26 protein-coding genes and 1 pseudogene are annotated in these 26063 nt (G+C 70.8%); 11 read left to right on the top strand and 16 right to left on the bottom strand.

The window, feature by feature from the left end:
* Positions 1–3: 3 nt before the first annotated feature.
* From N4P33_RS03245 to N4P33_RS03210, 8 genes are read right to left on the bottom strand one after another with little or no spacing between them, the layout of a single operon-like run.
* Entirely contained in the window at positions 4–891 is an 888-nt protein-coding gene (locus tag N4P33_RS03245; protein WP_260824610.1) for a type II secretion system F family protein, read from the bottom strand.
* A gap of 13 nt (positions 892–904) precedes the next feature.
* A complete protein-coding gene (locus N4P33_RS03240; RefSeq protein ID WP_260824609.1) occupies positions 905–1849 on the bottom strand; it encodes a type II secretion system F family protein in 945 nt (314 codons plus the stop codon).
* Positions 1850–1861: 12 nt separating this feature from the next.
* The gene (locus N4P33_RS03235) at positions 1862–3199 is read right to left on the bottom strand and encodes a CpaF family protein (RefSeq protein WP_260824608.1); all 1338 of its coding nucleotides are present in this window, start codon (positions 3197–3199) and stop codon (positions 1862–1864) included.
* Between the two features lie 45 nt (positions 3200–3244).
* Positions 3245–3655 (bottom strand): TadE/TadG family type IV pilus assembly protein, encoded by a 411-nt coding sequence (locus tag N4P33_RS03230; RefSeq protein WP_260824607.1) that lies wholly within the window; start codon positions 3653–3655, stop codon positions 3245–3247.
* A gap of 1 nt (position 3656) precedes the next feature.
* Positions 3657–4034, bottom strand: coding sequence for a pilus assembly protein (locus N4P33_RS03225; RefSeq protein WP_260824606.1), 378 nt, complete (start codon positions 4032–4034; stop codon positions 3657–3659).
* Positions 4031–5287, bottom strand: a complete 1257-nt coding sequence (locus N4P33_RS03220) for an AAA family ATPase (RefSeq protein WP_260824605.1) — start codon at positions 5285–5287, stop codon at positions 4031–4033. The genes N4P33_RS03225 and N4P33_RS03220 overlap by 4 nt, the downstream gene beginning before the upstream one ends.
* Positions 5288–5296: 9 nt before the next feature.
* Entirely contained in the window at positions 5297–6004 is a 708-nt protein-coding gene (gene cpaB, locus N4P33_RS03215) for a Flp pilus assembly protein CpaB (protein ID WP_260824604.1), read from the bottom strand.
* Positions 6005–6057: 53 nt separating this feature from the next.
* Complete coding sequence (locus tag N4P33_RS03210; protein WP_260824646.1) at positions 6058–6888, bottom strand: hypothetical protein; 831 nt, start codon at positions 6886–6888, stop codon at positions 6058–6060.
* 418 nt (positions 6889–7306) lie between these two features.
* Here N4P33_RS03210 and N4P33_RS03205 point away from each other — a divergent pair, with 418 nt between their 5' ends.
* From N4P33_RS03205 to N4P33_RS03190, 4 genes are all read left to right on the top strand, one after another.
* On the top strand, positions 7307–8788 hold the full coding sequence (locus N4P33_RS03205) for a hypothetical protein (protein ID WP_260824603.1): 1482 nt from the start codon (positions 7307–7309) through the stop codon (positions 8786–8788).
* 17 nt (positions 8789–8805) lie between these two features.
* On the top strand, positions 8806–9369 hold the full coding sequence (locus N4P33_RS03200; RefSeq protein ID WP_260824602.1) for a hypothetical protein: 564 nt from the start codon (positions 8806–8808) through the stop codon (positions 9367–9369).
* Between the two features lie 2 nt (positions 9370–9371).
* Entirely contained in the window at positions 9372–9794 is a 423-nt protein-coding gene (locus tag N4P33_RS03195; RefSeq protein ID WP_260824601.1) for a hypothetical protein, read from the top strand.
* A 137-nt stretch (positions 9795–9931) separates the two neighbouring features.
* Positions 9932–11638, top strand: a complete 1707-nt coding sequence (locus tag N4P33_RS03190) for a chitinase (RefSeq protein ID WP_260824600.1) — start codon at positions 9932–9934, stop codon at positions 11636–11638.
* Between the two features lie 59 nt (positions 11639–11697).
* Here the strand turns inward: N4P33_RS03190 and N4P33_RS03185 are convergent, their stop codons facing one another.
* Positions 11698–12195: a YfbM family protein gene (locus N4P33_RS03185; protein WP_313904434.1), complete on the bottom strand. Its 498-nt coding sequence runs from the start codon at positions 12193–12195 to the stop codon at positions 11698–11700.
* A 10-nt stretch (positions 12196–12205) separates the two neighbouring features.
* Positions 12206–12607, bottom strand: a complete 402-nt coding sequence (locus N4P33_RS03180; protein ID WP_260824598.1) for a hypothetical protein — start codon at positions 12605–12607, stop codon at positions 12206–12208.
* Positions 12608–12685: 78 nt separating this feature from the next.
* On the opposite strand from N4P33_RS03180, the gene N4P33_RS03175 reads away from it, so the two are divergent.
* From N4P33_RS03175 to N4P33_RS03165, 3 genes are all read left to right on the top strand, one after another.
* Positions 12686–13255, top strand: a complete 570-nt coding sequence (locus N4P33_RS03175; RefSeq protein ID WP_260824597.1) for a maltokinase N-terminal cap-like domain-containing protein — start codon at positions 12686–12688, stop codon at positions 13253–13255.
* A gap of 78 nt (positions 13256–13333) precedes the next feature.
* Complete coding sequence (locus tag N4P33_RS03170; protein ID WP_260824596.1) at positions 13334–13843, top strand: SigE family RNA polymerase sigma factor; 510 nt, start codon at positions 13334–13336, stop codon at positions 13841–13843.
* Positions 13844–13911: 68 nt separating this feature from the next.
* Entirely contained in the window at positions 13912–15189 is a 1278-nt protein-coding gene (locus tag N4P33_RS03165) for a hypothetical protein (protein WP_260824595.1), read from the top strand.
* Here N4P33_RS03165 and N4P33_RS03160 read toward each other — a convergent pair whose 3' ends face one another.
* Complete coding sequence (locus N4P33_RS03160) at positions 15190–16515, bottom strand: Nramp family divalent metal transporter (RefSeq protein ID WP_260824594.1); 1326 nt, start codon at positions 16513–16515, stop codon at positions 15190–15192.
* 182 nt (positions 16516–16697) lie between these two features.
* Between N4P33_RS03160 and N4P33_RS03155 the strand changes: the two genes are divergently transcribed.
* The 3 genes from N4P33_RS03155 to N4P33_RS03145 all read left to right on the top strand — a co-directional run bounded on the left by N4P33_RS03155 (position 16698) and on the right by N4P33_RS03145 (position 20875).
* Positions 16698–18035 carry a M14 family metallopeptidase gene (locus N4P33_RS03155; RefSeq protein ID WP_260824593.1) on the top strand — a complete coding sequence of 446 codons (1338 nt, stop codon included), beginning with the start codon at positions 16698–16700 and terminating at the stop codon, positions 18033–18035.
* 138 nt (positions 18036–18173) lie between these two features.
* Entirely contained in the window at positions 18174–20423 is a 2250-nt protein-coding gene (locus N4P33_RS03150) for a cation-translocating P-type ATPase (RefSeq protein ID WP_260824592.1), read from the top strand.
* Complete coding sequence (locus N4P33_RS03145) at positions 20420–20875, top strand: DUF4396 domain-containing protein (protein ID WP_260824591.1); 456 nt, start codon at positions 20420–20422, stop codon at positions 20873–20875. Before N4P33_RS03150 ends, N4P33_RS03145 begins: the two co-directional genes overlap by 4 nt.
* 15 nt (positions 20876–20890) lie before the next feature.
* Here the strand turns inward: N4P33_RS03145 and N4P33_RS03140 are convergent, their stop codons facing one another.
* The 5 genes from N4P33_RS03140 to N4P33_RS03120 all read right to left on the bottom strand — a co-directional run bounded on the left by N4P33_RS03140 (position 20891) and on the right by N4P33_RS03120 (position 25326).
* On the bottom strand, positions 20891–21406 hold the full coding sequence (locus N4P33_RS03140; protein ID WP_260824590.1) for a hypothetical protein: 516 nt from the start codon (positions 21404–21406) through the stop codon (positions 20891–20893).
* 54 nt (positions 21407–21460) lie between these two features.
* Positions 21461–22951, bottom strand: coding sequence for a GntP family permease (locus N4P33_RS03135; RefSeq protein ID WP_260824589.1), 1491 nt, complete (start codon positions 22949–22951; stop codon positions 21461–21463).
* Positions 22952–23078: 127 nt separating this feature from the next.
* Positions 23079–23489, bottom strand: a complete 411-nt coding sequence (locus N4P33_RS03130; RefSeq protein ID WP_260824588.1) for a RidA family protein — start codon at positions 23487–23489, stop codon at positions 23079–23081.
* Positions 23486–24259 carry an IclR family transcriptional regulator gene (locus N4P33_RS03125; RefSeq protein ID WP_260824587.1) on the bottom strand — a complete coding sequence of 258 codons (774 nt, stop codon included), beginning with the start codon at positions 24257–24259 and terminating at the stop codon, positions 23486–23488. The genes N4P33_RS03130 and N4P33_RS03125 overlap by 4 nt, the downstream gene beginning before the upstream one ends.
* Positions 24256–25326: a sugar kinase gene (locus N4P33_RS03120; RefSeq protein WP_260824586.1), complete on the bottom strand. Its 1071-nt coding sequence runs from the start codon at positions 25324–25326 to the stop codon at positions 24256–24258. Before N4P33_RS03120 ends, N4P33_RS03125 begins: the two co-directional genes overlap by 4 nt.
* A 136-nt stretch (positions 25327–25462) precedes the next feature.
* Here N4P33_RS03120 and N4P33_RS03115 point away from each other — a divergent pair.
* A pseudogene (locus N4P33_RS03115) lies at positions 25463–26063 on the top strand (amino acid deaminase); the annotation flags it as partial.

Here is a 26063-nt window from a genome sequence, read left to right as displayed (position 1 = left end):
GTCCTACTCCCCCGTGATCGACCCGAAGTCCGTGCCCGAGCCCAGGATCAGGCCCGCGCCGAGCAGGATCATCGTGGCCGGGACCATGAACGTGGTGATCATCATCGTGGCCTTGGGGACCGCCCGTGCCGCCTTCCTGCGGGCGTTCTGGGCGTCCGTGCGGCGCATGTCCTTCGCCAGGGCCACCAGCGTGTCGACGATCGGCGCGCCCAGCTCCTCGCCCTGCTGCAGTGCCGTCACGAACATCGCCACCTGTTCCGAGTCGTTCCTTCTCCGCAGCTCCGCGAAGGCCTGGCGGCGGCTCATGCCCAGGTCCATCTGGCGGAGCGTGATGCGCAGTTCGTCCGCCCAGGGGCCCTCGTACTTGGACGCCACCCGGTCCAGGGCCTGGCGGAAGCCCAGGCCCGCGCTGACCACCACCGCCAGGACGTCCAGGAAGTCGGGCAGCGTGCGTTCGATGACGTCCTTGCGGATGCGGATCGCCGACCAGATGCCGATCTCCGTCCAGAACGCGCCGAAGGCGAGCAGGAGCAGCGCCACGAAGAGCTGGCCGCGCATCAGGAAGACCAGGAAGCCCAGGCCGCCCAGGAAGCCGTAGACCGCTCGCCGCGCCGCGTAACGGTCGATCGTCAGGCCGCCCGGGTTGCCCGCGAGGTCGATCTTGCGGCGGTACTTGGCGACCTGCTTGGGGCCCATGAGGCGCAGCACGGCGGGGGCGTAGCGCATGCCGAGGCGGTCGACGAGGGAGTCGACCGCGCCGGTGCGGGTGGAGCCGACCTCCAGGGCGAGGACCAGGTCGCCGGGGAGTTTGGCCTCGGCGCGGTACATGCGGATGCCGGCGAAGATGCCCCAGACGCCGAGACCCATGAGCAGGGCGAGCAGCAGACCCATGACGGCTTCCTCCTCAGACGTCGATGCGGGACAGGCGGCGGATGAGGACGAAGCCGACGACGTAGAGGCCGAAGGCGATGATCACGGCGGCCTGGCCGGCCGGGGAGCCCGTCATGCGCTCCAGGGCGCCGTCTTTCACGCCGTTCATGAGGAAGAGCGAGCCGACACCGAGGACGGGGACGGCGTACGAGGTCATGCTCACCTGGGAGAGCTGGGTGCGGACCTCGCGCCGGGTCTCCTTCCTCTCCTCCAGGGTGTCGGTCAGATTGCGCAGCGCGCTGACCAGCTGGCCGCCCGCTCTGTTCGACAGCACCAACGTCGTGACCAGGACGACCAGTTCGCGGGAGGGGAGGCGGTCGGCCAGTTCGCCGAGTGCGTCGTCCATCGACGCGCCCACCGCCAGCTGGTTGGCGACCTTGGCCAGTTCCTCGCCCGCGGGGGCCTCCAGCTCCTCCGCCGCCATGCCGATGGCCGTGCGCAGGGCCAGGCCCGCCTGGGTGGCGTTGGCCAGGATGCGGGCCAGTTCGGGGAGTTGGTTGATGAACTTCTCGATGCGTTTCTGGCGTTGCCAGTTGAGGAACTGGATCGCCACCCAGATGCCCAGCAGGCCGGCGAGCGGGCCGAAGAAGGGGGCCAGGGTGGCCTGGCCGATGAGCCACAGGCCGGCGATCGTGGCGAGCATGTAGACGAAGAACTCGCCGGGGGTGATGTCCAGGCCCGTCGCCGCCAGGCGGAGTTCCAGTTTGCGGCCGAGCTTGGTGCGGCGCAGGCGGCGGTCCAGGGCGAGGAAGTGGCGGCGGCGGCCGACGACCGGGATCTGGCCGGTGGCCGAGAGGCGGTCCACCAGCGCCTGCCGCTGTGCCCTGCCCATGGCGTACGAGTGCACGCCGACGACCGCGAGGACGCAGGTCAGCAGGGTGACGCCGGTGGTCAGCGTGATCAGGTTCTGCAGATCCATGGAGAGTTGGTCCTACCTGGCTTCTCGGGTGGCGAGCTGGTCGGCGGAGTGGGCGACGCCGAAGGCCTGGGGAATGGGCTGGCTCGCCATGTAGAGGCGGTCGGCGGTGCGGCGCGGGAGGGGGTAGTACTCGAAGGTGCCGTAGACGCGGCCGTCGGCGGCCATCGGCTGGGCGTTGAAGCGGGCGGCGGTGGCCAGGCGGTACGGCTCTCCGCCGTGGCTCTCCAGCAGGGCGATCTCGGTGATGCGGCGGGCGCCGTCGGCGAAGCGGGTGAGCTGGACGATGACGTCGACGGCGCTGTTGATCTGGTCGTGGAGGGCGACGAAGGGGATCTCCACGTCGGACATGGAGGCGAGGGTCTGCAGCCGCATCAGCGCGTCCTCGGCGCTGTTGGCGTGGACCGTGGCGAGGGAGCCGTCGTGGCCCGTGGACATGGCCTGGAGCATGTCGAGGGACTCGCCGCCACGGACCTCACCGACGACGATGCGGTCGGGGCGCATGCGCAGGGAGTTGCGCACCAGGTCGCGGATGGTGACGCGGCCCTTGCCCTCGACGTTGGGCGGGCGGGACTCCAGGCGGATGACGTGGGGCTGCTGGAGCTGGAGTTCGGCGGAGTCCTCGATGGTGATGATGCGTTCGCCCTCGGGGATCAGTCCCGACAGGGCGTTGAGGAGGGTCGTCTTACCTGTGCCGGTGGCGCCGGAGACGATCACGTTGAAGCGGGCCTGCACAAGCCCGGCCAGCAGATACAGCATGTGCTCGTCGAGCGAGCCGAGGCCGATCAGCTCCTGGAGGGTGAAGGAGCGGGGGAAGCGGCGGATGGTGAGGGTGGCGCCGGTCAGGGAGAGCGGCGGGATGATGACGTTGACGCGCTCACCGGAGGGCAGGCGGGCGTCGACCATCGGATTCGACTCGTCCACGCGGCGGTTGACGGTCGAGACGATGCGCTCGATGGTCTGCATCAGCTGCTCGTTGGACGCGAAGCGGAGGGGGAGCTGTTCCACCCGGCCGCCGCGCTCCACGAAGATCGCGTCGGGGCCGTTGACCATGATCTCGGTGATGGAGGCGTCTTCCAGCAGTGGTTCCAAAATGCCGAGGCCGAGTGCCTCGTCGACGACGCGGCGGATCAGCTGGGAGCGTTCGACGGTCGACAGGACCGGGCCCTCGCGGCTGATGATGTGCCCGAGGACGCGCTCCAGCCGGGCCCGGCGCTCGGCCGCGGCCAGCGAACTCATCTCCGCGAGGTCGATCTCCTCCAGGAGTTTGGCACGGTAGGAGGCGACCAGGTGGCCGTCCTCGCCCCGGCTGCCGTTCTCCTCGGGGGAGTTGATGCGTGCCCGCAGGCTCATGAGTCCTGTGCTCCTCGTCCCTCGACTCGTGGGGTGTCGGCGTGGTCAGTGGTCGATCGGCATGGTGGCGGTCTTGACCGCCGGGTCGAAGTCCCAGCCCGGGACGATCGACGGGATCTGGACGGTCGCCGTGACGGTGACCTCGTCGCCGCCCGGCGCCTCCGCGCAGTCCGTGCCGTCGGCGAGCCAGTCGCTGACGGCGGCGCCGCAGGCCTGCTGGGCTCCCTGATCGAGCGAGGCGCTGCGGGCGCCTGCGCGGGCGGCGGTTCCGGCCTGCTGGGCGGTGTAGGCGATGAGGCCCAGTTGTACGGCCGCCATGGCGACGATGATCAGGATGGGGATGAACCCGAGGTACTCGAGCGCGGCCTGGCCCCGGTCGCGGACTTCGCGGACTTCGCGGACTTCGCGGACTTCGCGGACTTCGCGGACTTCGTGGACTCTGGAGTCGTACGGCATCTCAGTCCTCCTCCTGTACGGCTCCGGCGTGCCCGTCCACCGTGAACGGGAGGGCGAACGCGCCGGGGAAGAGGATCGGGACGTCGAGGCTCACGTCGGCCGTGACGAAGCCGCCGCTCGCGGTGCACTGCACGGTGGCGCCCCCCTCCCAGGCGGCCGGGAGGTGCTTGAGCCCCGCCTCCTCGCAGGCCGCCTGTCCTTCCGACGCCGTGCCCGCCCGTACCGCCTCGTCGGCAGCATTCCCCGCGAGGGTGAACGTGTATCCCACGAGCACGAGTTGCCACAGCACCACCAGCGTCACCAGGATGGTGGGTGTCATGCCGAGGAACTCGATGGTGACCTGGCCGCTGTCTCTTCGTAACGCCGGCCGGATTCTCATGGCCCTCCCTCCTTTCCGTCCTTGCGTCGCCGGAGGCTGACCGCGCCCCGGTCGCCGCGCCCGCGTCCGCCCTTGCCCTCGACGGTCTTGACCAGGCCGAGTTCGCCGGCCAGCCCCCACAGGGCCTGCTTCACCGTGCTCTTGGCCTCCAGTTCGTGGACGCGGCCCGCGTCCACGACGCCTTGCAGTTCCTTGAAGTGCGCGGGGATCGTCGTCGCGGCGACGGCCGTGCCGGTGATCTTCTGGATCAGCGGGGGCTGGATCTCCGTAGCCCGGGAGTGGCGGTTGACGACGATCGTGGTCTCCTCGGCCTTGCGGATCTGCAGCCGGTCCCACATGCGGACCGTCCGCTTGGCGCCCCGTACGGCGACGACGTCCGGGGTGGTGACCAGCAGGGCCGTGTCGGCCATCTCCACGGCCGCCGCGCCGGCGCCGCCGAGCTGGGCGCCGCAGTCGATGACGACGACCTCGTAGCGGGAGCGCAGGGCGCTGACGATCTGGCGGGTGGCGCGGTCGGTGACGTCCTCGCCGCGTTCGCCCTCGGCGGGGGCGAGGAGCAGGGCGACGCCGGTGTCGTGGCGGAAGACGGCGTCGGCGAGGACGCGCGGGGAGATGTCGGTGACCGCGGCGAGGTCGACGACCGAGCGGCGGAACTGGACGTCGAGGAAGGACGCGATGTCGCCGGTCTGGAGGTCCATGTCGACCAGGGCGGTGCCGCGGCCGGAGGCCTGGGCGGCGAGGGCGAGCTGGATGGCGGTGAGGGTGGTGCCGACGCCGCCCTTGGCGCCGCAGACGGTGACGACGGTGCCGCCGACGCCGGTGAAGACGTCGCCGCCGGTGCCGAGGTGGCGGCGTACGCCGACGGACCACTGGGCGACCGCCTGGACGCGGCTGGCGAGTTCCTCGTAGCTGAGCGGCAGGGCGACGAGGCCCCGGGCGCCGTAGTCCATGGCGGCCTGGAAGAGGCCGGGGCTGGCGTCGGAGGTGACGAGGATGACGCCTACGGCGGGGAAGCGCAGGGCGACCTCGCGGATCAGCTCCAGTGCGGGGACGGGGCCGATCCGCTCGTGCACCACCACGACCTCGGGCAGCTCGTCGACGGACTCGGCGGCCAGGCGCGCGAGGGTGTCGATGAGCTGGGTGGAGTCGACCACCGGGGCCACCGGCTCGGCGTCGGGGAGCTGGCTGAGCAGTGTGGTGATGGAACGGACCGCGTCCGCGTCGCCGACTGCCGGGAGGATCCTCGTGGGCATGCGGGCCTCTCACTTGTCCTTCGCGAGTTCGTACGTCCGCTGCGAGTCCGGCACGGTGGTGTCGCTGCCGGGGGCGACGAGCGCGAGGCGGACCCGCTGGGCGAACGACTCGGCGTAGGTGATGCGCTGGGCGTCGATGGCGGACAGCGCGAAGGTGATCGGGACGGCGTCGGTGGGCTGCCGGCCGCGGTCGTTCTCGTCGGGTTCGAGGGCGGTGAGCCTGCCGACGTCGAGGACCTTGGCATTGGTTACGATGATCTTGGACTGAGCGGGGTCACCCTCACGCTCTCCGTCGAAGGTGGCGTAGACGTTGACCGTCGAACCCGGCGTGATCTTGCCGGCGACGCCGGTCGCCGCATCGATCATGATGGCGACCTCCTGCTGCCCGGGCTGCAGGGCGGGCTGATCCACGATCATGTCGCTCTGCAGCAGGGAGCCCTGCTGGAGCGTGGTGACGGCGATCTTGCCCTCGATGTCGCCGAGATCGGTGACCGCGTTCTTCGACAGCCACCGCTCGGGCATCTTGATCTTCTCGAACTGGCCCGTGCTGAGCGCGGTGTAGGGCGCGATATCGGATTTCAGCCGGTACGCGGTGACCTCGGGGCCGACCTTGGACTTCACGTCGCCGATGACGGAGAGCACGCCGGCGAAGGCGCCGAGGGCGCACAGGACCGACAGGATCAGGAGTATCACGCCGCGGCGCTGACGGGAGTTCATGAACCGTACAACCTCGTTGGGGATATCGGTCGAGCGGAATCAGATGGCGTGGGTCAGGTGTGGTGGGCGAGGGTGTGGCCCTCGGGGACGGGTGGGGTGGCGGAGCAGAAGACGCAGCGGTCGCCGATGACGTCGATGCCGCACCAGTGGCAGGCGCCGCGCCGCACGGACGTGACCAGTTGGTAGAGGACGGACAGGTCGGGCAGGTAGGTGCAGAACTCGATGAGCTTGCCGGTGCCCCACCAGCCCGGGGACGCGGCGGGCAGCGGCGTCTCGCGCAGGCCCTGCACCTGCCAGGAGGGTGCGAGGGTGGCGGTGACCCAGTCGGACTGGAGCTGGCCCTTGGCGACGAGCATCCAGGTGCCGAACTCCGGTCCGTCGAGGGTGGCTTCGGGGCCGAGGCGGACGAGCTGCGGCTGGGGGTGGGCGAGGACGGCGAACTGGCTGCCAGGCACCCAGGAGCGGGCGTGCTGTTTCAGGTCGACGGGGACGCGGTCGAGCCGGGCGACGGAGCCGAGCAGGGCCCCGGAGTGGATGTAGTGGACCAGCAGCCGGCCGGCCGAGGCGAGGACGCCGGGGCCGAGGTCGCAGGAGGCGAGCTGGCGCAGCTGGCGGACCAGGGCGGCGAGGCCGAGTGGCGGCAGGTCGGGCGTGAACAGGGCGATCCGGTCGCTCTCCAGCAGGGAGCGCAGGGTGTGCAGGCGCCGCTGCACGGGGGTGGGCGTGGCCCGGGAGCAGACGACGATGACGTGGCCGTGCTGCTCGACCAGTAACTGGAGGTCGGTCAAAACCTGTTCGAGCGGGCGGCTGTCGATGTCCTTGAGCACCACGGCAGGCAGCGTTCGGTCGTCCTGCGGCGGCAGCACCATGTCGGCGCTGGTCACGGCAATGGCAGTTGGCACGCGCAGCTCCCCGTTCTCCCCATGCCCCTCGGTGCAACGGGTGTTACTCCGGTGCACCCTGATGACTTCGCTGCGTGACTACCTCAGCACTGTATCCACGGCTCTGTGACCGGAGAACAGCGTTTGTGTAGCTGAACAGCAACTGACGTCGCACAAGGTGCGTCAAAACGGGGCAGGTTGAGCATCTTGCCGGTCCGGTTCCGACCCGTGAGGGGTGCCGACCGGTGCACCGGCTTGACGCTGGGCCCCGCTTTGGGCCCCGGGACCCACGCTTCCCGCCCGCCTCTCTCCTTACGCTCGCGGTCGGCCGGCGGCACGGCGAGAGGAGGCGGGCCCGATGTTCCGTACATCGAGGGCGAGTTGAGGCGATCGCGGCGCCACCGGTACCGAGTACCTCGGGATGATCGTGGTCACCGTGGCGATCGTGCTGGCGGTGTCCGCGACCGGCGTCGGGCAGCTGATCCACGACGAGATCGCGGCGCTGGTCTGCCGGATCACCGGCGGCGGGAACTGCGGCGGCGGTGACGGCGGGGGCGACCGGCCGCTCGCCGACGCCGATTTCGAGCCGACGTTGTGCCAGGTGTCCTCGCTCACCGACAAGGCGGGCTCCAAGGCGAAGATCCTGTTCTGGGAGATCGGCCGGGAGTACGGCTTCCAGGAACAGCGGCTGCGGGCGAAGACCGACGTCAACGGCGACGGCACCGTCGACGACCGCGACCAGGTGGTGTACCTGACGTTCACGGACGCCGCGTCGGTCGCCGCGAAGAAGGACTTCAAGCCCGGCATGAAGGTCGGCCGGTTCGGCACGGACAAGGTCGAGCTGGGCCTGGGCATCAAGGTCACCAACGGGGACACCTGGGTGTTCGAGAGCCCGGAGGAGGCCGAGCGGTTCCGGGAGGACGTGGAGACGCTGCAGATGTACGAGATGCGGCGCACCATGCCCGGCGGCGCGGAGGCGAGCCTCGGCGACAGCATCCTGTATCTGTTCGGCACCGGTCCGCTGAAGGACGAGGAGGAGACCCGGGAGCGGATCGAGCAGAACCTCGGCGGGGACCGGCAGATCACCTACGGCAAGGTGGGCTTGGAGGCGTCGGCGGCGGCCGGGCTCCAGCTGTCCGCCGGTGACGAGCGCCGGCTCAGCGCCACGCTGGGCGGCACCTTCAAGTACGCCCCCGAGGTCACCTGGACGGACAACGCCTACCGCAACACCAAGTCGTACACGTACTCCTCGTCCATCGAGTACGGCACGAAGGCCGGCTACGAGGCGGGCCCGCTCAGCGGGGAGTACACGGCGAACACCACGCAGACCGGCACGGTCACGGTCACCTACGACAAGGCGAGCGGCAAGCTGGTGCGGATCGACATGACCCGTACCGTCGAGCGGGGCGGCCAGAAGGACGGTGCCAAGGTGAGCGGCGACAACGGGCGGGACGGGCCGGACAAGCGGGGCGGCGGGGCCGGGGTGAAGGGCACCGACAGCACCACCGGCATCGAGATCGTCACCACGTCGGTGTCCTTCGACCCGGGGCCGGCCGGTGACGGGGAACGGGAGATCGCCGAGCGGTGGCTGGACGGGACGAACGAGCAGGTGGCGGCGCCGTTCCGGTACATGTTCGGCTCGGACGGGCTCACGCCGACCGCCCGTCCCGGGGCCGACGACCCCTTCGGGCGGCTGGTGTTCGACAAGGGGCAGTCCAGCCGGATGACGTACACGGGCGAGGTGAACGCCGCCGAGTACGGCTTCGAGCTGAACCTGGGGCTCAGCCTCGGGCTGTCGGTCAGCACCGAGCAGAAGGCGGAGACGCTGACCGACGCGCGGTTCCTGGGCGCGCCCCGCGGGGAGCGCAGGTCGTACGTTCCCTACAGCTACTGTGCGAACTGATCGGACAAGGAGCCGTCATGTCCTCACCGTTGATGATCCGTCGTACGTGCGTGGCTGCCGGACTGCTCGCGCTGGTGGTGACCGGCTGCGGCTCCGGGTCGTCGTCGGGTGCGGTCCCTGAGGGGTGGGGGACGCTGACGACGAAGGGCGTGTCGGTGGCGTATCCCGAAGGGTTCGAGGAGCAGGGCGCCGGTGAGCGCAGCAAGCACAACGCGGCGGCGGCGGAGCTGCGGGAGGGCGGGCGGAGGATCGCGCTGATCACGGTGCAGCTGGGCTTCACGGAGGCGAACTCCGCGGAGCAGGCGGCGATCGCCGCGGAGGCGGGCATTCAGATGGGCGCGAAGGTCGAGGGCACGGAGGACGTGGAGCTGACGGGCACGGACGACGCCCGGCGGATCGACTTCACCTTCGAGGCGACCGGCGAGGGGGGCGGCCCGGCGAAGGGCGCGGAGGTGGAGGGCGTGATCCTCACGGGGCTGGATTCCTCTCAGGAGACGTTCGCGGTGCGGATCGACGCGCAGGAGGGGAAGGTGTCCGGCGCTGATCTGGAGCGGATCGTCGAGTCGGTGGAGGTGCGGTAGCCGTGGCCGTGGAGGCGCCGGGGAAGCCCGCGTTGGCGCTGGTGCGGGCCTGGGCGGTCGGGGTGATCGTACTGGTCGTCACCGAGGCCGTGCAGGCGACGCTCGTGTACGAGCATCTCGTGGGGCCGGAGGGGGTGCGGTCGTTCGGGGCGGCGCTGGGGCTGGTGCATCTGCCGAATCTGGTGTGCGTGGTGCTGGCGACGTGGGCGGCGGCGCGGGTGCATCCGGAGCCGTGGCGGCAGGTGCCGTGGCGGCACGCGGTGGCGGCGTGCGCGGTACCGGCGGCGGCGCAGGTGCTGACGCTGGCGCTGGCCCGGGAGCGGACGGGGCTCGGGTCGCTGGGGTTCTGGATGTCGACGGGGGTGCTGCTGGCGGGGTGCGCGGTGGGGATGCTGCTTGAGGCGTGGCGGGACGGGCGGGAGTAACTCGTTCCTCGTGAGCGGTGCTTGAGGCCGCCGAGTTGTTAGGTCCGGACCTATTGACAACGTGATTGGTCTGGACCACCTTGTACCTCCAACGGTGGCCACCGTCCCCCTCCCCTTCTCCCCCACCGGAGGCCCCAGTGGACCGCGCACCAGGCACGACCGGACGCAGACGCGTCTGGGCCGCAGCCGTCGTCTCCGCCCTCGCCCTCTCCTTCGCGGGCGCGGGTGCGACACCCGCGGCAGCCGCCGACGTCAACAACGCGAAGAACGCCGGGTTCGAGGCCGGTCTGGGCAGCTGGACCTGCTCGGCGAACAGCGGAACGGTCGTGTCCTCGCCGGTGCACGGCGGTGCGTCCGCGCTGAAGGCCACACCGTCCGGGCAGGACAACGCCCGGTGCAGCCAGACCGTCGCGGTGAAGCCCAACTCGACGTACCAGCTCAGCGGTTGGGTGCAGGGCGGGTACGCCTACCTGGGCGTGACCGGCACGGGCACCACGGACGTGTCGACCTGGACGCCGGACTCCAGCAGCTGGAAGCAGCTGCGGACGAGCTTCACCACCGGCTCCAGCACGACCTCGGTGACGGTCTACACGCACGGCTGGTACGGCCAGCAGGCGTACTACGCCGACGACCTGTCGGTGTTCGGCCCCGACGGGGGCGGCGGCGGTGACCCGGAGCCCACCGTCCCGGGCACGCCGGGCGGTCTCGGCGTCTCCGGTACGACCTCGACGTCCGTGTCCCTGGCGTGGAACGCGGTGTCGGGCGCGACCGGCTACACCGTCTACCGCGACGGCACCAAGGTGACGGCCGTGACCGGCACGTCGGCGACCGTGACCGGACTCGCCGCCGCCACGTCGTACTCCTTCCAGGTCGCGGCGACCAACGCGGCCGGCGAGTCCGCCAAGTCGGCGGCGGTGACCGCGCGGACCAAGGAGAGCGGCGGAGGCGGGGGCGGCGATCTGCCCCGGCACGCGGTCACGGGCTACTGGCAGAACTTCAACAACGGAGCGGCGGTCCAGAAGATCTCCGACGTCCCCGCCCAGTACGACATCATCGCGGTCGCTTTCGCGGACGCGACGGGCACGCCGGGCGCGGTCACCTTCAACCTGGACTCGGCGGGCCTGAACGGCTACACCGTCGACCAGTTCAAGGCGGACATCCGCGCCAAGCAGGCCGCGGGCAAGAAGGTCATCATCTCGGTGGGCGGCGAGAAGGGCACCGTCTCGGTGAACGACTCCGCCTCCGCGACGAACTTCGCCAACTCGGTGTACGCGCTGATGCAGGAGTACGGCTTCGACGGCGTCGACATCGACCTGGAGAACGGCCTCAACGCGACGTACATGACACAGGCGCTGCGGGCGCTGTCCGCGAAGGCGGGACCGTCGATGATCCTCACGATGGCGCCGCAGACCATCGACATGCAGTCGACGTCCAACTCGTACTTCCAGACCGCGCTGAACGTGAAGGACATCCTCACGGTCGTCAACATGCAGTACTACAACAGCGGTTCCATGCTGGGCTGTGACGGCAAGGTCTACAGCCAGGGCTCGGTGGACTTCCTGACCGCCCTGGCCTGCATCCAGCTGGAGGGCGGCCTCGACCCGTCCCAGGTGGGCCTGGGCCTGCCGGCCTCGACCCGGGGCGCGGGCAGCGGCTATGTGGCGCCGTCCGTGGTGAACGCCGCGCTGGACTGCCTGACCCGGGGCACCAACTGCGGCTCGTTCAAGCCGTCGAAGACCTACCCGAGCCTGCGCGGTGCGATGACCTGGTCCACCAACTGGGACGCGACGGCGGGCAACGCCTGGTCCAACGCGGTGGGGCCGCACGTCCACGCCCTTCCGTAGTACCCCGGCCCCGTCGCCCCCGCACGCGCTGCCGTGGGCGGGGGCGGCGGTGTCGCCGCTCAGTTGATCCAGACGATCATGCCGTGCCCGTCGCGGGCCGCCGCCTGGAAGAACCTCACCAGGTGCTCGTAGTGCGCCGTCACATAGTCCAGGTCCTCGCCGCGTTCCCAGACGATGGTGGGATAGATGTCGGCCCGCGCGAGGTCCTCCGGCGTGACGCCCTCGACCAGCCGGCCGGGAGGCGTGGCGGCGAGGGCGTCGGCGGCGGTCCGGACCTGCTCGGGGGTGAGACAGCGGGGCGGCCCGTAGCTCCACTCCTCGGCGCCGGGTATCTCCTCCTCGCCGAAGACGATGTCGACGGGGAAGTCGAGGCGCCGGAGCAGGAAGTCGAGGGCGTGCCACGCCTTGTCGATGTCGTGGCAGCGCGCCTCGTTCGCCGGCGGCGTCTCCTCCAGCTCCGTGTTCCACAGCTCGTGGACGAACGTGTGCGCCCAGTCCGGGTCACGGAGCGCGCGCTCGAACTCGGCTCGGGTGAGCCGTGCGTATGCGCCGATCATGCCCATGCTGTCAGCCCCGTCCGATCACATGGTCCCGGTACGCCTGGAAGGCGTGCCAGCCCGTGGTGTCCTCCGGTGTGGCCAGGTCGCCCTTGGCCAGGTCGAGGACCCGGCAGTCCAGGGCCTCGGCGAAGCGGAACACCGGGACGAGCACGTCGTCGCCGCCCCCGCGTATGTGGAGCATGAGGGTGACCACCGGGTCGTCCGTGCCGATGTTGAGCTCCATGGACCAGCCGGGCCCGGTGAGCTCGCCCCAGGCGGGGTCCGTCAGGTCGACCTCGGGGACGGCCCGGCGCAGGGCGGCCAGCACGTCCTGCGCCGGGCCCAGCGGGGCGGGGGTGAAGTCGCCGGGAAGGTCGCCCATCGAGGCGACGTCGTCGGGAAGACGGAGGAGAAGGACATCCCAGCTCATGCGAGACTCCAGGTGCGGCCGTGCGGTCATGACGCGGTCATCCTGGCAGCAGCCACTGACAACGTGAGGGAGACGTGCATGGCCATCATCCACCGCACCACCATGACGCCCACCAAGCTGGAGCTGCTCACGGCGTGGCTGCCGCGGCAGAGCTGGTACGCCGGCGACGCGGAGAAGCCGGAGCTGGTCAGGGCCGGCGGGTTCCGGCTGGACGATCCGGAGGGCGAGGTCGGGATCGAGTTCATGGTCGTGGTGGACACGGCGGGACAGGAGCCGGTGGCGTATCACGTGCCGTTGAGCTACCGGGGCGCCGCCCTGGAGGGCGCCCCCGACGAGGCGCTGATCGGCACCAGCGAGCACGGCGTGCTCGGCACCCGGTGGGTCTACGACGGCATCCACGACCCGGTGGTGACGGAGCAGTTGCTCGCCCTTCTGCGCGGTGAGGCGGTACCGCAGCACCAGAACGAGAGCGACACCCCCGACCCGACGGTCACCGTGCACGGCGACGCTCCCGCCGACGGCCGCCCGGTTCAGATCGACCGCGTCCTGCGCCCGTCGGAGCACGCGCGGACGACGTCCGCCCACGTCGTCGCCGGCTGGACCTGGCCGGACGGAACGACCGCACGGGCCGTGTTCGCCAGCGCGTGAACTCCGCATGAAACATTTCCCCCGCCCCACCGCATCAATGAGGTGAGAGCGGTTCGGGGTCGACGGGGGGACAGCCGTATGGGGCAGGGGCGCATGGCGGACTACTCCGAGTTCGCCTCGGCGCGGGCCGGGCATCTGTACCGGTCCGCGTGTCTGCTGACCGCCGGGGACACGCATCTCGCCGAGGATCTCGTCCAGGAGACCCTGGGGCGGGTGTATGTGCGCTGGGGGCGGATCGCGCGCGTCGGGAACCCGGCCGCGTATGCGCAGACCGTGCTCACCCGGGCCTTTCTCGCCCATCAGCGGCGGCGGAGCAGCACGGAGCGATCGACCGCCGTGTTCCCGGATCTGCCGGGCGGCGGTGACGGCGATCCGTCGCTGCGGCTCACCCTGCTGGACGCGCTGGCGCGGCTGCCGGCCAAGGACCGGGCGGTGATCGTCCTGCGCTACTGGGAGGACCGGTCGGTCGAGGAGACCGCCGATGTCATGAACGCCAGCTCAGCGGCGGTGCGGACGCGGTGCGTGCGGGCGCTGGGGCGCCTGCGGGAGCTGCTCGGGGAGGATCTCGGCGAGTACGCCAGATCCTGAGCCCGTCCGTCACCTCCTGATCCCCTACTTCTCCTTCTCAACTCACCTCACGGAAACGGTGGTTCGCCATGCCCGGAGACCAGGACACCCACCCCTTCGAGGAGCGGCTCTCGGCCGCCCTGCACGACACCGGAGGCACCTTCGAGGCCGACCGGGGCGCCCTCGCGGCCGCGGGAGAGTCCCGTGGCCGGCGTATGCGGACACGGCGGCGGGTGGTCGTGCTCGGTGGCGTGGCGGGGATCGCGGCCATCGGGGTGGGCGGGACACTGCTGATGCCGGGCGGAGACGGCGGCCGGGCATCCGTCGCCTCCAGCACCCCGTCCGCCGCCTCGTCCCCCGCCACCGCGACGGCCACCGCGACGGACTCCCCGACCGCCGTCACCGGTGACCAGCTCCTGCGCACCCTCAAGGATCTCCTCCCGGCCGGCGAGGTCAGTGGTGAGGAGGCCCGGGGCACGGACGCGCAGCTCGGGCCGCACGCGCGCGTGGTGTTCGACGACGGCGACGGGGCCGCCGCCGTGGCCGTCGGTCTGTACCGTGTCGAGCCGGGCAGCACTCAGGCGCGCGAGACCACCACGTGCCCGGACAAGGTGTTCGTCGACTACGACAGTTGCACCACCCGCACGCTCGCGGACGGGTCCCGGCTCATGCTGCTGCGGGGGTACGAGTATCCGGACCGGCGCGAGGACACCAAGTGGTGGGCCGCCGAGCTGGTTACCCCCGAGGGACAGCACGTCAGCGTGAGTGAGTGGAACGCGGCGGCCCAGAAGGGGGCCCCGGTCAGCCGCCCCGAACCTCCCCTGTCGCCCTCGCAGTTGGAGGAGGTGGCCACGGCTCCGCAGTGGCGGGACGCGATCGACGCGATCCCCGAGCCGGCCGGGAAGCCGGCCGCGTCGGAGCCGCCGAGCGTGCCCCCGCCCGGCGTCGGCGGTACCGCCGTGCGCGAGAAGCTCGTCTCGCTGCTGCCCGAGGACCTCAAGGTGGTCTCCCATGGTGGCCAGGAGACGGAGTACGCCTATGTCGTCGTGGACGACGGCAAGGGAGCGAGCTTCGTCCAGATCAATGTGCAGCCCGGTTCGTCCGATCTCGCCGGGGAGCTCTTCGGCTCCGCCGAGACCCTCCCCGACGGGACGAAGGTCACCACCCGACAGGGGCCCGGCGAGAAGGGCGCCGAGGGGGTCGTCATGTGGACCGTCGACACCTTGGGCCCCGACGGGCTGCGCGTCGTGGTCAGCGCCTTCAACAGCGGTGCCCAGCACGAGAACGCCACACGTGACACCCCCGCGCTGAGCATGAAGGAGCTGCGGGCGATCGCCCTCGACTCCTCCTGGCACTCGGTGTCGTGATCAGAAGAACTCCGACCACGGCTGGTCCCAGATCTGCTTGACGCACAGGACCAGGAACAGCAGGCCGGCGATGGCGAGCATCGCGTTGCTGAGCGGGCCGTTGCGCCACTCGCCGGGTGTGCGGTCGGAGTTGAGGAGCCAGATCAGGGTGAGGGCGAGGAACGGCATGAAGGCGGCGCCCAGGACGCCGTAGATGATGATCAGGCGGAAGGGCTGGCCCTCGAAGAGCAGGATCATCGGCGGGAAAGTCAGCCACAGGAGGTAGGCGCGGAAGGGCCAGGACTTCTCGCGGGTGCCCGACGCGATGTCCTCGCCCTTCGACGCGGCCGCCGTCCTACGGCCCCGGGTGATGAAGTCGGTGAACATCAGGCTCACGCCGTGCCACACGCCGATCAGCGAGGTGAAGGAGGTGGCGAAGAAGCCGATCAGGAAGAACTTGGCGGTCGCCGTGCCGTACTTGTCCTGAAGGATGTCGCTCAGCTGGAGCAGCCCCTTGTCGCCGCTCGCGATCGCGACGTTCGCGGAGTGGAGCAGTTCGGCGCCGACGAAGAGCATGGCGACGACGAAGACGCCCGTGGTGATGTAGGCGACCCGGTTGTCCAGGCGCATGACCTTCATCCAGCCGGTGTTCGTCCAGCCCTTGGCGTTGACCCAGTAGCCGTACGCCGCCAGCGTGATGGTGCCGCCGACGCCGCCGATCAGGCCGAGGGTGTTGAGGATCGAGTCCTTCTCGTCGGGCAGGACGGGCAGGAGCCCGGCGAAGGCGTCGCCCAGGTTGGGGGTAACGCGGATCGCCAGGTAGACGGTGACGACGAACATGACGCCGACCAGGATCGTCATGACCTTCTCGAACACCGCGTACTTGTTGAACCACACGAACACCAGGCCCACCAGCGCGCAGGCGATGCCCCACCATTCGAGGTCCATGACGTCGGGGAACAGCGCCTGGAGCGGCAGGGCACTGGACGACATCGCAGCCGCGCCGTAGACGAAGCCCCAGATGACGACGTAGATGCCGAAGAAGTACGTGGTCCAGCGGCCGAGGCTCGCCCAGCCGTCGAAGAGGGTGCGGCCGGTGGACAGATGCCAGCGGCCGGCCGCCTCGGCGAGGGAGATCTTCACGACGCAGCCGATGACCGCGGCCCACAGGAGGGTGTAGCCGAAGTTGCTGCCCGCGATGAGCGTGGCGACCAGGTCGCCGGCGCCGACGCCGGTCGCGGCGACGACGATGCCGGGCCCGATGTATCTCCAACTGGACTTGCGCGGCCGCGAACCGCCGTCGTCGGGTGCTCCGGTGTCCTGGGTGTTTCCCGTGGTGTCCGCCATGGAGGTCAAGTAAGCCCATGGGGGGCGGTGGGACAAGAGGGCGTGCGGGGATCTTCACGACATGTACCTGGTCGCGAGGCACACGCCTTACAGCTTGACCTGATCATGTCATCCGTCGACGATGACCGCACCGCACCACGCACGTCGCACTGAACAACCCCCACCTCCCACAAGGAGACTTCATGCGACTTCGCCCTCGCGGCAGACGTTCCGCCGCGCTCGCCACCCTGCTCGCCCTCGCCCTCGCGGCACCCGTGTCGCTCACCGCGACCGAGGCCGGCGCCGACAGCGCGACCGCACCGGCGCCGTCGGCCGACGACACCCGGCAGTACGAGATCCACCAGCACACAACTCCCGTGACCCGTACGGCGATCCAGCGGTCCGGGGTCACCGTGGACGAGGCCGACGAGGAGACGGTCGTCGTCTCCGGACGGGCCGACCAGATACGCGCGCTGCGGCAGCAGGGATACGAAGTCACGCCGCTCGGCGCGGCCCCCGACCGCTCCTCCCCCGCCGACGGGCTGAGGCTGTTCGACTTCCCCTCGGCCGACTCCCGGTACCACAACTACGCCGAGATGAACGCGGAGATCGACCAGCGGCTCGCCGCCTACCCGGGCATCATGAGCAAGCGGGTCATCGGGAAGTCCCACCAGGGCCGGGACATCGTCGCCGTCAAGATCAGCGACAACGTGGCCACGGACGAGAGCGAGCCGGAGGTCCTGTTCACCCACCACCAGCACGCCCGTGAGCACCTCACCGTCGAGATGGCGCTGTACCTGCTGCGCGAGCTCGGCGCGGGCTACGGCAGCGACTCCCGGATCACCAACCTGGTGAACAGCCGGGAGATCTGGATCATCCCGGACCTCAATCCGGACGGCGGCGAGTATGACATCGCCACCGGCTCCTACCGCTCGTGGCGCAAGAACCGCCAGCCCAACTCCGGTTCGTCGTACGTCGGTACGGATTTGAACCGCAACTGGGACTACCGCTGGGGCTGCTGCGGCGGCTCCTCGGGCTCCAAGTCCTCGGACACCTACCGGGGTTCGGCTCCCGAGTCGGCGCCCGAGGTCAAGGTCGTCGCCAACTTCGTGCGCAGCCGGGTCGTCGGCGGCGTACAGCAGATCAAGGCGGGCATCGACTTCCACACGTACAGCGAGCTGGTGCTGTGGCCGTTCGGCTACACCTACTCCGACACCACGACCGGCATGACGGCCGACGATCACGCCGCGTTCAAGACGGTCGGGGAGAAGATGGCCGCGAGCAACGGCTATACACCCCAGCAGTCGAGCGATCTCTACATCACGGACGGGTCGATCGACGACTACCTCTGGGGCGTCCACAAGATCTTCGGCTACACCTTCGAGATGTATCCGACGTCCTCCTGGAACGGCGGCTTCTACCCGCCCGACGAGGTGATCGAGCGGGAGACCTCGCGCAACCGGGACGCCGTGCTCCAGCTGCTGGAGAACGCCGACTGCATGTACCGGTCGATCGGCAAGGAGCAGCAGTACTGCCGGTAGGGCCGGCAGCGGCTTCCTGTGCGTGCGTGACTCCCTCGCTGCCGTTCTTCGCCGCTTGCCTTGCATACCCCCTAGGGGTATAAAGGCCTGGTACGGAGATACCCCCGCCGGGTATCCTGCGGCAGCGAGGGAGCACTGATGGCCACCACCGTCCCCGAACGGACCCGGGTCGAGCTCGCGATCGGCGGCATGACCTGCGCCTCGTGCGCCGCCCGGATCGAGAAGAAGCTCAACCGGATGGCGGGCGTCACCGCCACCGTCAACTACGCCACCGAGAAAGCACAGGTCAGCCACGATCCGGACACCAGCGTGGCGGATCTGATCGCCACCGTGGAGGCGACCGGGTACACGGCGCGCGTGCCCGAGCCCGCGCGGACCGCGGCGGCGGACCCGCGGGACGAGACCGCCGCCGACGAGCTGCTTCCACTACGGCAGCGGCTGGTCACCGCCGCGGTGCTCGCCGTGCCGGTGATCGTGCTGGCGATGGTGCCGGCCTTGCAGTTCGACTACTGGCAGTGGCTGTCCCTCACCCTCGCCGCGCCGGTCGTCACCTACGCCGCCTGGCCCTTCCACCGGGCCGCGTTCACCAACGCACGGCACGGTGCGGCGACCATGGACACGCTGATCTCGGTCGGCACGCTCGCCGCGTTCGGCTGGTCGCTGTGGGCGCTGTTCCTCGGCACCGCCGGGACACCCGGCATGACCCACCCCTTCGAGCTGACCATCGAGCGCGGGGACGGCACGAACAGCATCTACCTGGAGGCCGCCGCCGGAGTCACCGCGTTCATCCTGGCCGGCCGCTACTTCGAGGCCCGGTCCAAGCGCCGGGCGGGTGCCGCGCTGAGGGCGCTCATGGAGCTGGGCGCCAAGGACGTCACCGTGCTGCGCGAGGGCCGGGAGCAGCGGATACCGGTGGACGCGCTCAAGGTCGGCGACCGTTTCCTGGTCCGGCCCGGCGAGAAGATCGCCACCGACGGCATCGTGGTCGAGGGCAGCTCCGCCGTCGACGCGTCCCTGCTCACCGGCGAGTCCGTGCCCATCGAGGTCGGCGCCGGGGACGCGGTGACCGGGGCGACCGTGAACGCCGGTGGCCGACTGGTGGTCGAGGCCACGCGGATCGGCGCCGACACGCAACTCGCCCGTATGGCACGGCTGGTGGAGGACGCGCAGAACGGCAAGGCGGCGGCCCAGCGGCTCGCGGACCGTATCTCCGGGGTGTTCGTGCCGGTCGTCATCGCCCTCGCGCTGGGCACCCTGGGCTTCTGGCTCGGCAACGGGGCGGAGCTGACGGCCGCGTTCACCGCCGCCGTCGCCGTCCTGATCATCGCCTGCCCGTGCGCCCTCGGGCTCGCCACCCCGACCGCGCTGATGGTCGGCACCGGACGCGGCGCCCAGCTCGGCATCCTCATCAAGGGCCCCGAGGTGCTGGAGAGCACCCGCCGCGTCGACACGATCGTCCTCGACAAGACCGGCACCGTCACCACCGGCCGGATGACCCTGCTCACCGTGCACACCGCCGACGGCACCGAGGAGAGCGAGGTGCTGCGGCTAGCGGGCGCCCTGGAGCACGCCTCCGAGCACCCGGTCGCGCGGGCGGTCGCGGCGGGAGCCGCCGAGCGGGTCGGCGCGCTGCCCGCCCTGGAAGACTTCGCCAATGTGCCCGGTCTGGGCGTGCAGGGCGTCGTCGAGGGGCACGCCGTGCTCGTCGGCCGGGAGGAACTGCTCGGCGAGTGGGCCATGGCGCTGCCCGCCGGTCTGGCGCGGGCCAAGGCGGAGGCCGAGGCGGCGGGCCGTACGGCGATCGCGGTCGCCTGGGACGGCGAGGCGCGGGCCGTGCTGGAGGTGGCCGACGCGGTGAAGGACACCAGCGCCGAGGCCGTCACACGGCTGCGGGCGCTGGGCCTGACGCCGATCCTGCTCACCGGGGACCACCGGGCCGTCGCCGAGGCGGTGGCCACGCAGGTCGGCATCGACGAGGTGATCGCCGGGGTGCTGCCCGAGGACAAGGTCGAGGTCGTCAAGCGGCTGCAGGGCGAGGGGCGTTCGGTCGCCATGGTCGGCGACGGCGTCAACGACGCGGCGGCGCTCGCCCAGGCCGACCTGGGGCTCGCGATGGGCACCGGGACGGACGCGGCGATCGAGGCCGGCGACCTCACCCTCGTCCGGGGCGACCTGCGGGTGGCCGCCGACGCGATCCGGCTGGCGCGCAGGACGCTCGGCACGATCAGGTCGAACCTGTTCTGGGCCTTCGCCTACAACGTGGCGGCGCTGCCGCTCGCCGCGGCGGGCCTGCTCAACCCGATGATCGCCGGGGCCGCGATGGCCTTCTCGTCGGTCTTCGTCGTCGGCAACAGCCTGCGGCTGCGCGGCTTCAAGGCCGCGCGGTGAGCGGGCACCGGCACGGAGGCGCCTCCTGGCCGACCGCCGTGAAGGCGACGCTGCACTGCCTGGTCGGCTGTGCCATCGGCGAGATCCTCGGCATGGTCATCGGTACGGCCCTGATGTGGGGCAACGTGCCGACCATGGTGCTCGCGATCACGCTCGCGTTCCTGTTCGGCTACTCGTTCACGCTGTTCGCGGTCGTCCGGGCCGGTGTGGACCTGAAGACCGCCATCAGGATCGCCCTGGCCGCGGACACCGTCTCCATCGCCGTGATGGAACTGGTCGACAACGCCATCATCGCCCTCACTCCCGGCGCGATGGAGGCCCACCTGACCGAGGGTCTTTTCTGGTACGCGCTCCTCGGCGGCTTCGCCGTGGCGTTCGTGATCACCACGCCGGTCAACAAGTGGATGATCGGCCGCGGCAAGGGGCACGCGGTGGTGCACGCGTACCACTGACGGGCGGCCGATCCGCTACTCGTCCGTGCCGCCCTCGTCGAAGTACGCGTCCAGGACCTTGTCGAGCTCGGTGTCCCACTCGGCGAAACGGCTGCGGGACGGGGCCTCGATCTCGATCGGGTACCAACGGCGGTCGGGCGTGTGGACGGTGACCGTGTAGCGCTTGCCGAAGCGGGCGGTCTCCGTCTCCACCGCGCCGATCTCGTCCCAGCGGAACTCGCACTCCTGGTCGTCCAGGCGGAGTTGGACACCTCGGTGGTCGGCGAGGATGCGGGCGCGGCGGTCGGACGCCTCGAAGACGGGGCCGTCCGGGGCGGGTTCCTCGTCCTCGGTGGCCGCGTCCGCCTCAGGCGCCGCGTCCGCCGCGTCCGCCTCGTCCGCCGACTCGGGCGTCTCCTCGGCCTCCTCCTCCGTCTTCTCCGGTTCCTCCTCCCGTTCGGACGCGGGTGAGGTGAGCCCGGGGATGAAGGCCGGGTCGAATCCGGCGCCTTCCAGGGGCTGGCTGCTCGAACCTATGCGCTGCTGCTCCACAGCGGAGCAGTATGGTCGACAAACCTGTGCCGGTCACAGCCAGCCCCATGATCGTTATACGAAGATGCTCAGCGCGGCGGCGACCGCGAACCCCGCCACCGACAGCACACTCTCCAGCACGGTCCACGTCTTGAGCGTGTCCCGCTCGCTGATGCCGAAGTACTTGGCGACCATCCAGAAGCCTCCGTCGTTGACGTGCGAGGCGAAGATGGAGCCCGCCGAGATGGCCATGATGACCAGCGCGACGAACGCCTGCGAGTGGTCGCCCTCCGCGAGCAGCGGCGCCACGATGCCCGCCGTCGTCACGATCGCCACCGTCGCCGAGCCCTGCGCGACCCGCAGCACCACGGAGATCAGATACGACAGCACGATCACCGGCAGCCCGACGCCGTTGAAGGTGTCCGACAGCGCCTGCGCGACCCCGCTGGCCTTGAGGACGGCGCCGAAGACCCCGCCCGCGCCGACGACGAGGAGGATGTTGCCGACCGGCTTCAGCGAGGACGTCGAGACGGTCTCCAGCGACTTGCGGGACCAGCCGCGCCGGATGCCGAGCAGGTAGTAGGCGAGGAACAGGGCGATGGTGAGCGCCACGAAGGGGTGGCCGAAGAACTCGATCACCGAGCGCAGGGTGGACGGGTCCAGCGCGATCGAGGAGAAGGTCGCGGCGAGGATCAGCACCAGCGGCGTACCGATGATGCCGAGGACCGTGCCGAGCGGCACCGGTGTCTCGCGCGGCTCGACGCCGGACGCCCGCTGCTCGTCGACGACGGCCTGCTTGGCGTCCGCCGCGGCCTCGACCATGTCCTGGGGGACGTCGACGAAGATGCGCTTGCCGATCCAGGCCGAGTAGACCCACGCGGCGACGACGGCGGGGATGCCGCAGACGATGCCCATGAGGATGACCCAGCCGAGGTCCACGCGGAGCAGTCCGGCGGCGGCCACCGGGCCGGGATGCGGGGGCAGGAAGGCGTGGGTGACGGAGAGACCGGCGAGCAGCGGCAGGCAGTAGAGCAGAATCGATTTTCCGGAGCGCTTGGCGGCGGCGTAGACGATCGGCGCGAGGACGAAGATGCCGACGTCGAAGAAGACCGGGATGCCGAAGATCAGGCCGGTCAGGCCCATGGCGAGCGGGGCGCGCTTCTCGCCGAACAGACCGAGCAGGCGGGACGCCAGCACCTCGGCGCCGCCGCTGACTTCGAGGATCGCGCCGAGCATGGTGCCCAGGCCGATGATGATCGCGACATGGCCGAGGATGCCGCCCATGCCGGACTCGATGGTGGACACGGCGTCGGACCGCTGCACGGTGCCGAAGAGTTCGGTGACCGACAGGCCCGCCATCAGGCCGACGGCTATGGACACGCCGAGCAGCGCGACGAAGGGCTGGAGGCGGACCTTGATGATGAGGAAGAGCAGCAGGGCTATGCCGATGGCGGCGACGGTCAGCAGACCGGCGGTGCCGTCGACGAGGAGGAGCAGACCGCCGGTGTGGGGTGGGGTCTCGGCGGCGGGCGCGGAGGCGGCGAGCGGGAGGGATGGGTGGGACATACGGGGGTCCTCTGCGTAAGGGCATGGTGCTTTCGAGCAGGTTTCGAGCAGGGGGATCGCGACACGGCGCCCAGGGGTGACGGGCGCCGTGCCGGACGGCGTGCGGGAGGGGGTGGGGGGAGGTGGGTCAGCCGAGGACGGCGAGGGCGTCGATCTCGATGAGGAGGCCGGCGGGCAGGCCGACGTAGACGGTCGTGCGGGCCGCGGGGGGCTGGGTGAGGCCCTGCTCCTCGAAGTACGCGTTGTAGATCTCGTTCATCTCCGCGAAGTGGTCCACGTCGGTCAGGTAGACGCGGATCATCATCACGTCGTCCCAGCTCGCGCCGCCCTCTTCGAGGATCGCCTTGACGTTGGCGAGGGTCTGGAGGGTCTGCTCGCGCAGGGTGGGACCGGCCGGCGTCGGGGCCTTGCCCTCCTCAGCCGGGAGGAAACCGACCTGACCGGCGACCTGGAGGATGTTGCCCTTCCTCACCCCGTGCGAGAACTTCGCCGGCGGGGTGGTGTGGGTCTTCGGGGTGAGCGCGATCTTCTCGGTCATGGGGTGTCCTTGTCGGGGTGGTGCACGGGCGTTCTGCCGGAGTACTCGCCGCTGATCGCGTCCGCGGTACGGCGCACCAGCGGGAGCAGGGTGAGGAGTTCGTCGGCGGTCACGACGACGTTCGGTGCGGAGACCGACATCGCGGCGACCACCCGGCCGTCCGCGCCGCGGATGGGGGCGGCGACGCAGTTGATGGACTCCTCGTGGCCGCCGAGATCGGTGGCCCAGCCCTGTTCGCGCACCTTGGCCAGCTCCTTGAGGAAGGCGTCGGCGTTCGGTGTCGAACGGGCCGTGTACAGGGGGTAGTCGAGCTTCTCCGCGAGGGCGCGGCGCTCGTGCTCGGGCAGGTCGGCGAGGAGGAGTTTGGCGACGGCGGCGACGGTGATCGCGACGGGCTTGCCGATACGGGAGTACATGCGCACCGGGTAGCGGCTCTCCACCTTGTCGATGTAGAGGACCTCGTTCTCCTCGTACACGGCGAGGTGCACGGTGTGGCCGCACTGCTCGTTGAGGCGTACGAGGTGGGGGTGGGCGATCTCGCGGACGTCCAGGTTCTCCATGGCCTCCTGGGCGAGGGCGAAGAGGCGGGCGCCGAGGCGGTAGCGCTGGTCGGACTGGCGGTAGACCAGGCCGTGTTCGTGGAGCGTGCGCAGGAGGCGCAGGGCGGTGGACTTGTGCACGCCGAGGCGGTCGGCGACCTGGCCGAGGTCGGCGGGGCCCTCGGCGAGCAGCGGCAGGATGCTGAGCGCGCGGTCTACGGTCTGGCTCATGGGGTGCGTACCTCCTCGTCGGCCCGTTCCATGGCGGTCGTCCAGCCGGGGCCGAGTCGCAGTCTCCCCCACGCGGCGTCGTCGAGGGCGGCGAGGCGGTCGGCGAGGGCGGCGGCGGGGGGCGGGGCGAGGTCGCCGGGGTCGGTGAGGGCGGCTGCGGCGAACAGGTGCCCGTACCGCACCCGTTCCCGCACGGGCAGCCCCCGCAGGGCAGCGGAGAGAAACCCGGCGGCGAAGGCGTCCCCCGCGCCGACGGCGGCGGTGACCTCGACCCGGGGTGCCGGTACGTGGGTCGCCGTACCGTGGGCGTCCTCGCAGTCCCCCGGGTCCCGGTCGAGGACGACCGCCCCGCCCCGCCCCTGCTTGACGACGAGCAGCCCCGGCTCGGGCAGCGCCTCCCGCACGGCCCGCGCCCCGCGCAGACCCCACGCCTCCTCCGCCTCGTCCTCTCCGACGAACACGATGTCGGCCGCACGCGCCAGGTCCAGCAGGGTCCGGGAACCGTCCCTGTCCCCCCACAGGCCCGCCCGGTAGTTCACGTCGAAGGAGATCAGGGGGCGGGCGGGGCGAGGGGCCGTGAGGGCGCGCACGAGGTCACGGCAGCCGTCCGACAGCGCCGGTGTGATGCCCGACAGGTGCAGGATCCGCCCCGCCAGTGCGGCGTCCACGTCCACGTTCCCCGGTGTCATCGCCGACGCCGCCGAGCCCGCCCGGTAGTACGCCACCTCGTGCGCGTCGCTCGCGCGGTCGCCCGCCGTGCGGAAGTAGATGCCGGTCGGGCGGGCCGGGTCGCGGTCCACGGACGACACGTCGACCCCGTACGCGCCGATCGCCCGGACCAGGTGATCGCCGAAGGCGTCCGCGCCCACCCTGCTGATCCACCGCACGGAGTGCCCCGCCGCCGCCAGCATGCACGCGGTGTTGGATTCCGCGCCGCCGATGCCCCGGTCGAAGGACGGCACGTCGGCGAGGCGGCCCGGCGCGGAGGGCACGAACGTCACCATGGACTCGCCGAGCGCGACGACGTCCACGCCGCCGGGGGCGTCAGGGGGTCCGGTGACGGTCACGATGGCGGGGCTCCTTGGTCGCCTGCGAGGGACGCGGTGTCCGTTGACCCCGCGTGGCCGAGATGTTAGACAGCGGTGAGCGATATACGCAATGAGTGTTGCAAGCAATGCAACGCTCCTGATCGGGAGGTTCCCCATGGTCTCCGGCACCGGCTCCGACGCCCTCGCCCGACTCGCCGAGGAACGCGTCGACCACCGCTTCAAGGGCCTCCCGCCGGACGCCGACGGCCTGACCGTGGGCGAGCTGGCCGCCCAGCGCCGCAATCTCTTCACCGGCGGCTTCACCTCCCCCGTGCTCGCCCTGTCCGCCGAGCGCCTGGAGCACAACCTGCGACTGATGGAGACGTACGCGGCCCGCCACGGCCTCGCGTTCGCCCCGCACGGCAAGACCTCCATGGCCCCGCAGCTCTTCCAGCGTCAGATCGAGCACGGCGCGTGGGGCATCACGCTGGCCGTACCGCACCAGGTCCGGGTCGCCCGCGCCTTCGGCACCCAGCGGGTCTTCCTCGCCAACGAACTGGTCGACGCCGCCGCCCTGCGCTGGATCTCCGCGCAGCTGGACGCCGACCCCGGCTTCCGCTTCGTCTGCTACGTCGACTCCGTGCGCGGCGTCGAGCTGATGGACGCCGCGCTGACGGCGAGCGGCGCCGGGCGCCCCGTGGACGTCGTGATCGAGCTCGCCGCCGGTGAGGGCGCCCGGACCGGGGGGCGGACGGAGGCCGAGTGCGCCGCCGTCG

The sequence above is a fragment of the Streptomyces sp. 15-116A genome (genome assembly GCF_025290915.1).
GTDB lineage: Bacteria > Actinomycetota > Actinomycetes > Streptomycetales > Streptomycetaceae > Streptomyces.
Note: the sequence above shows the minus strand (reverse complement) of the source record. Positions and strands in the feature narration are given on the sequence as shown.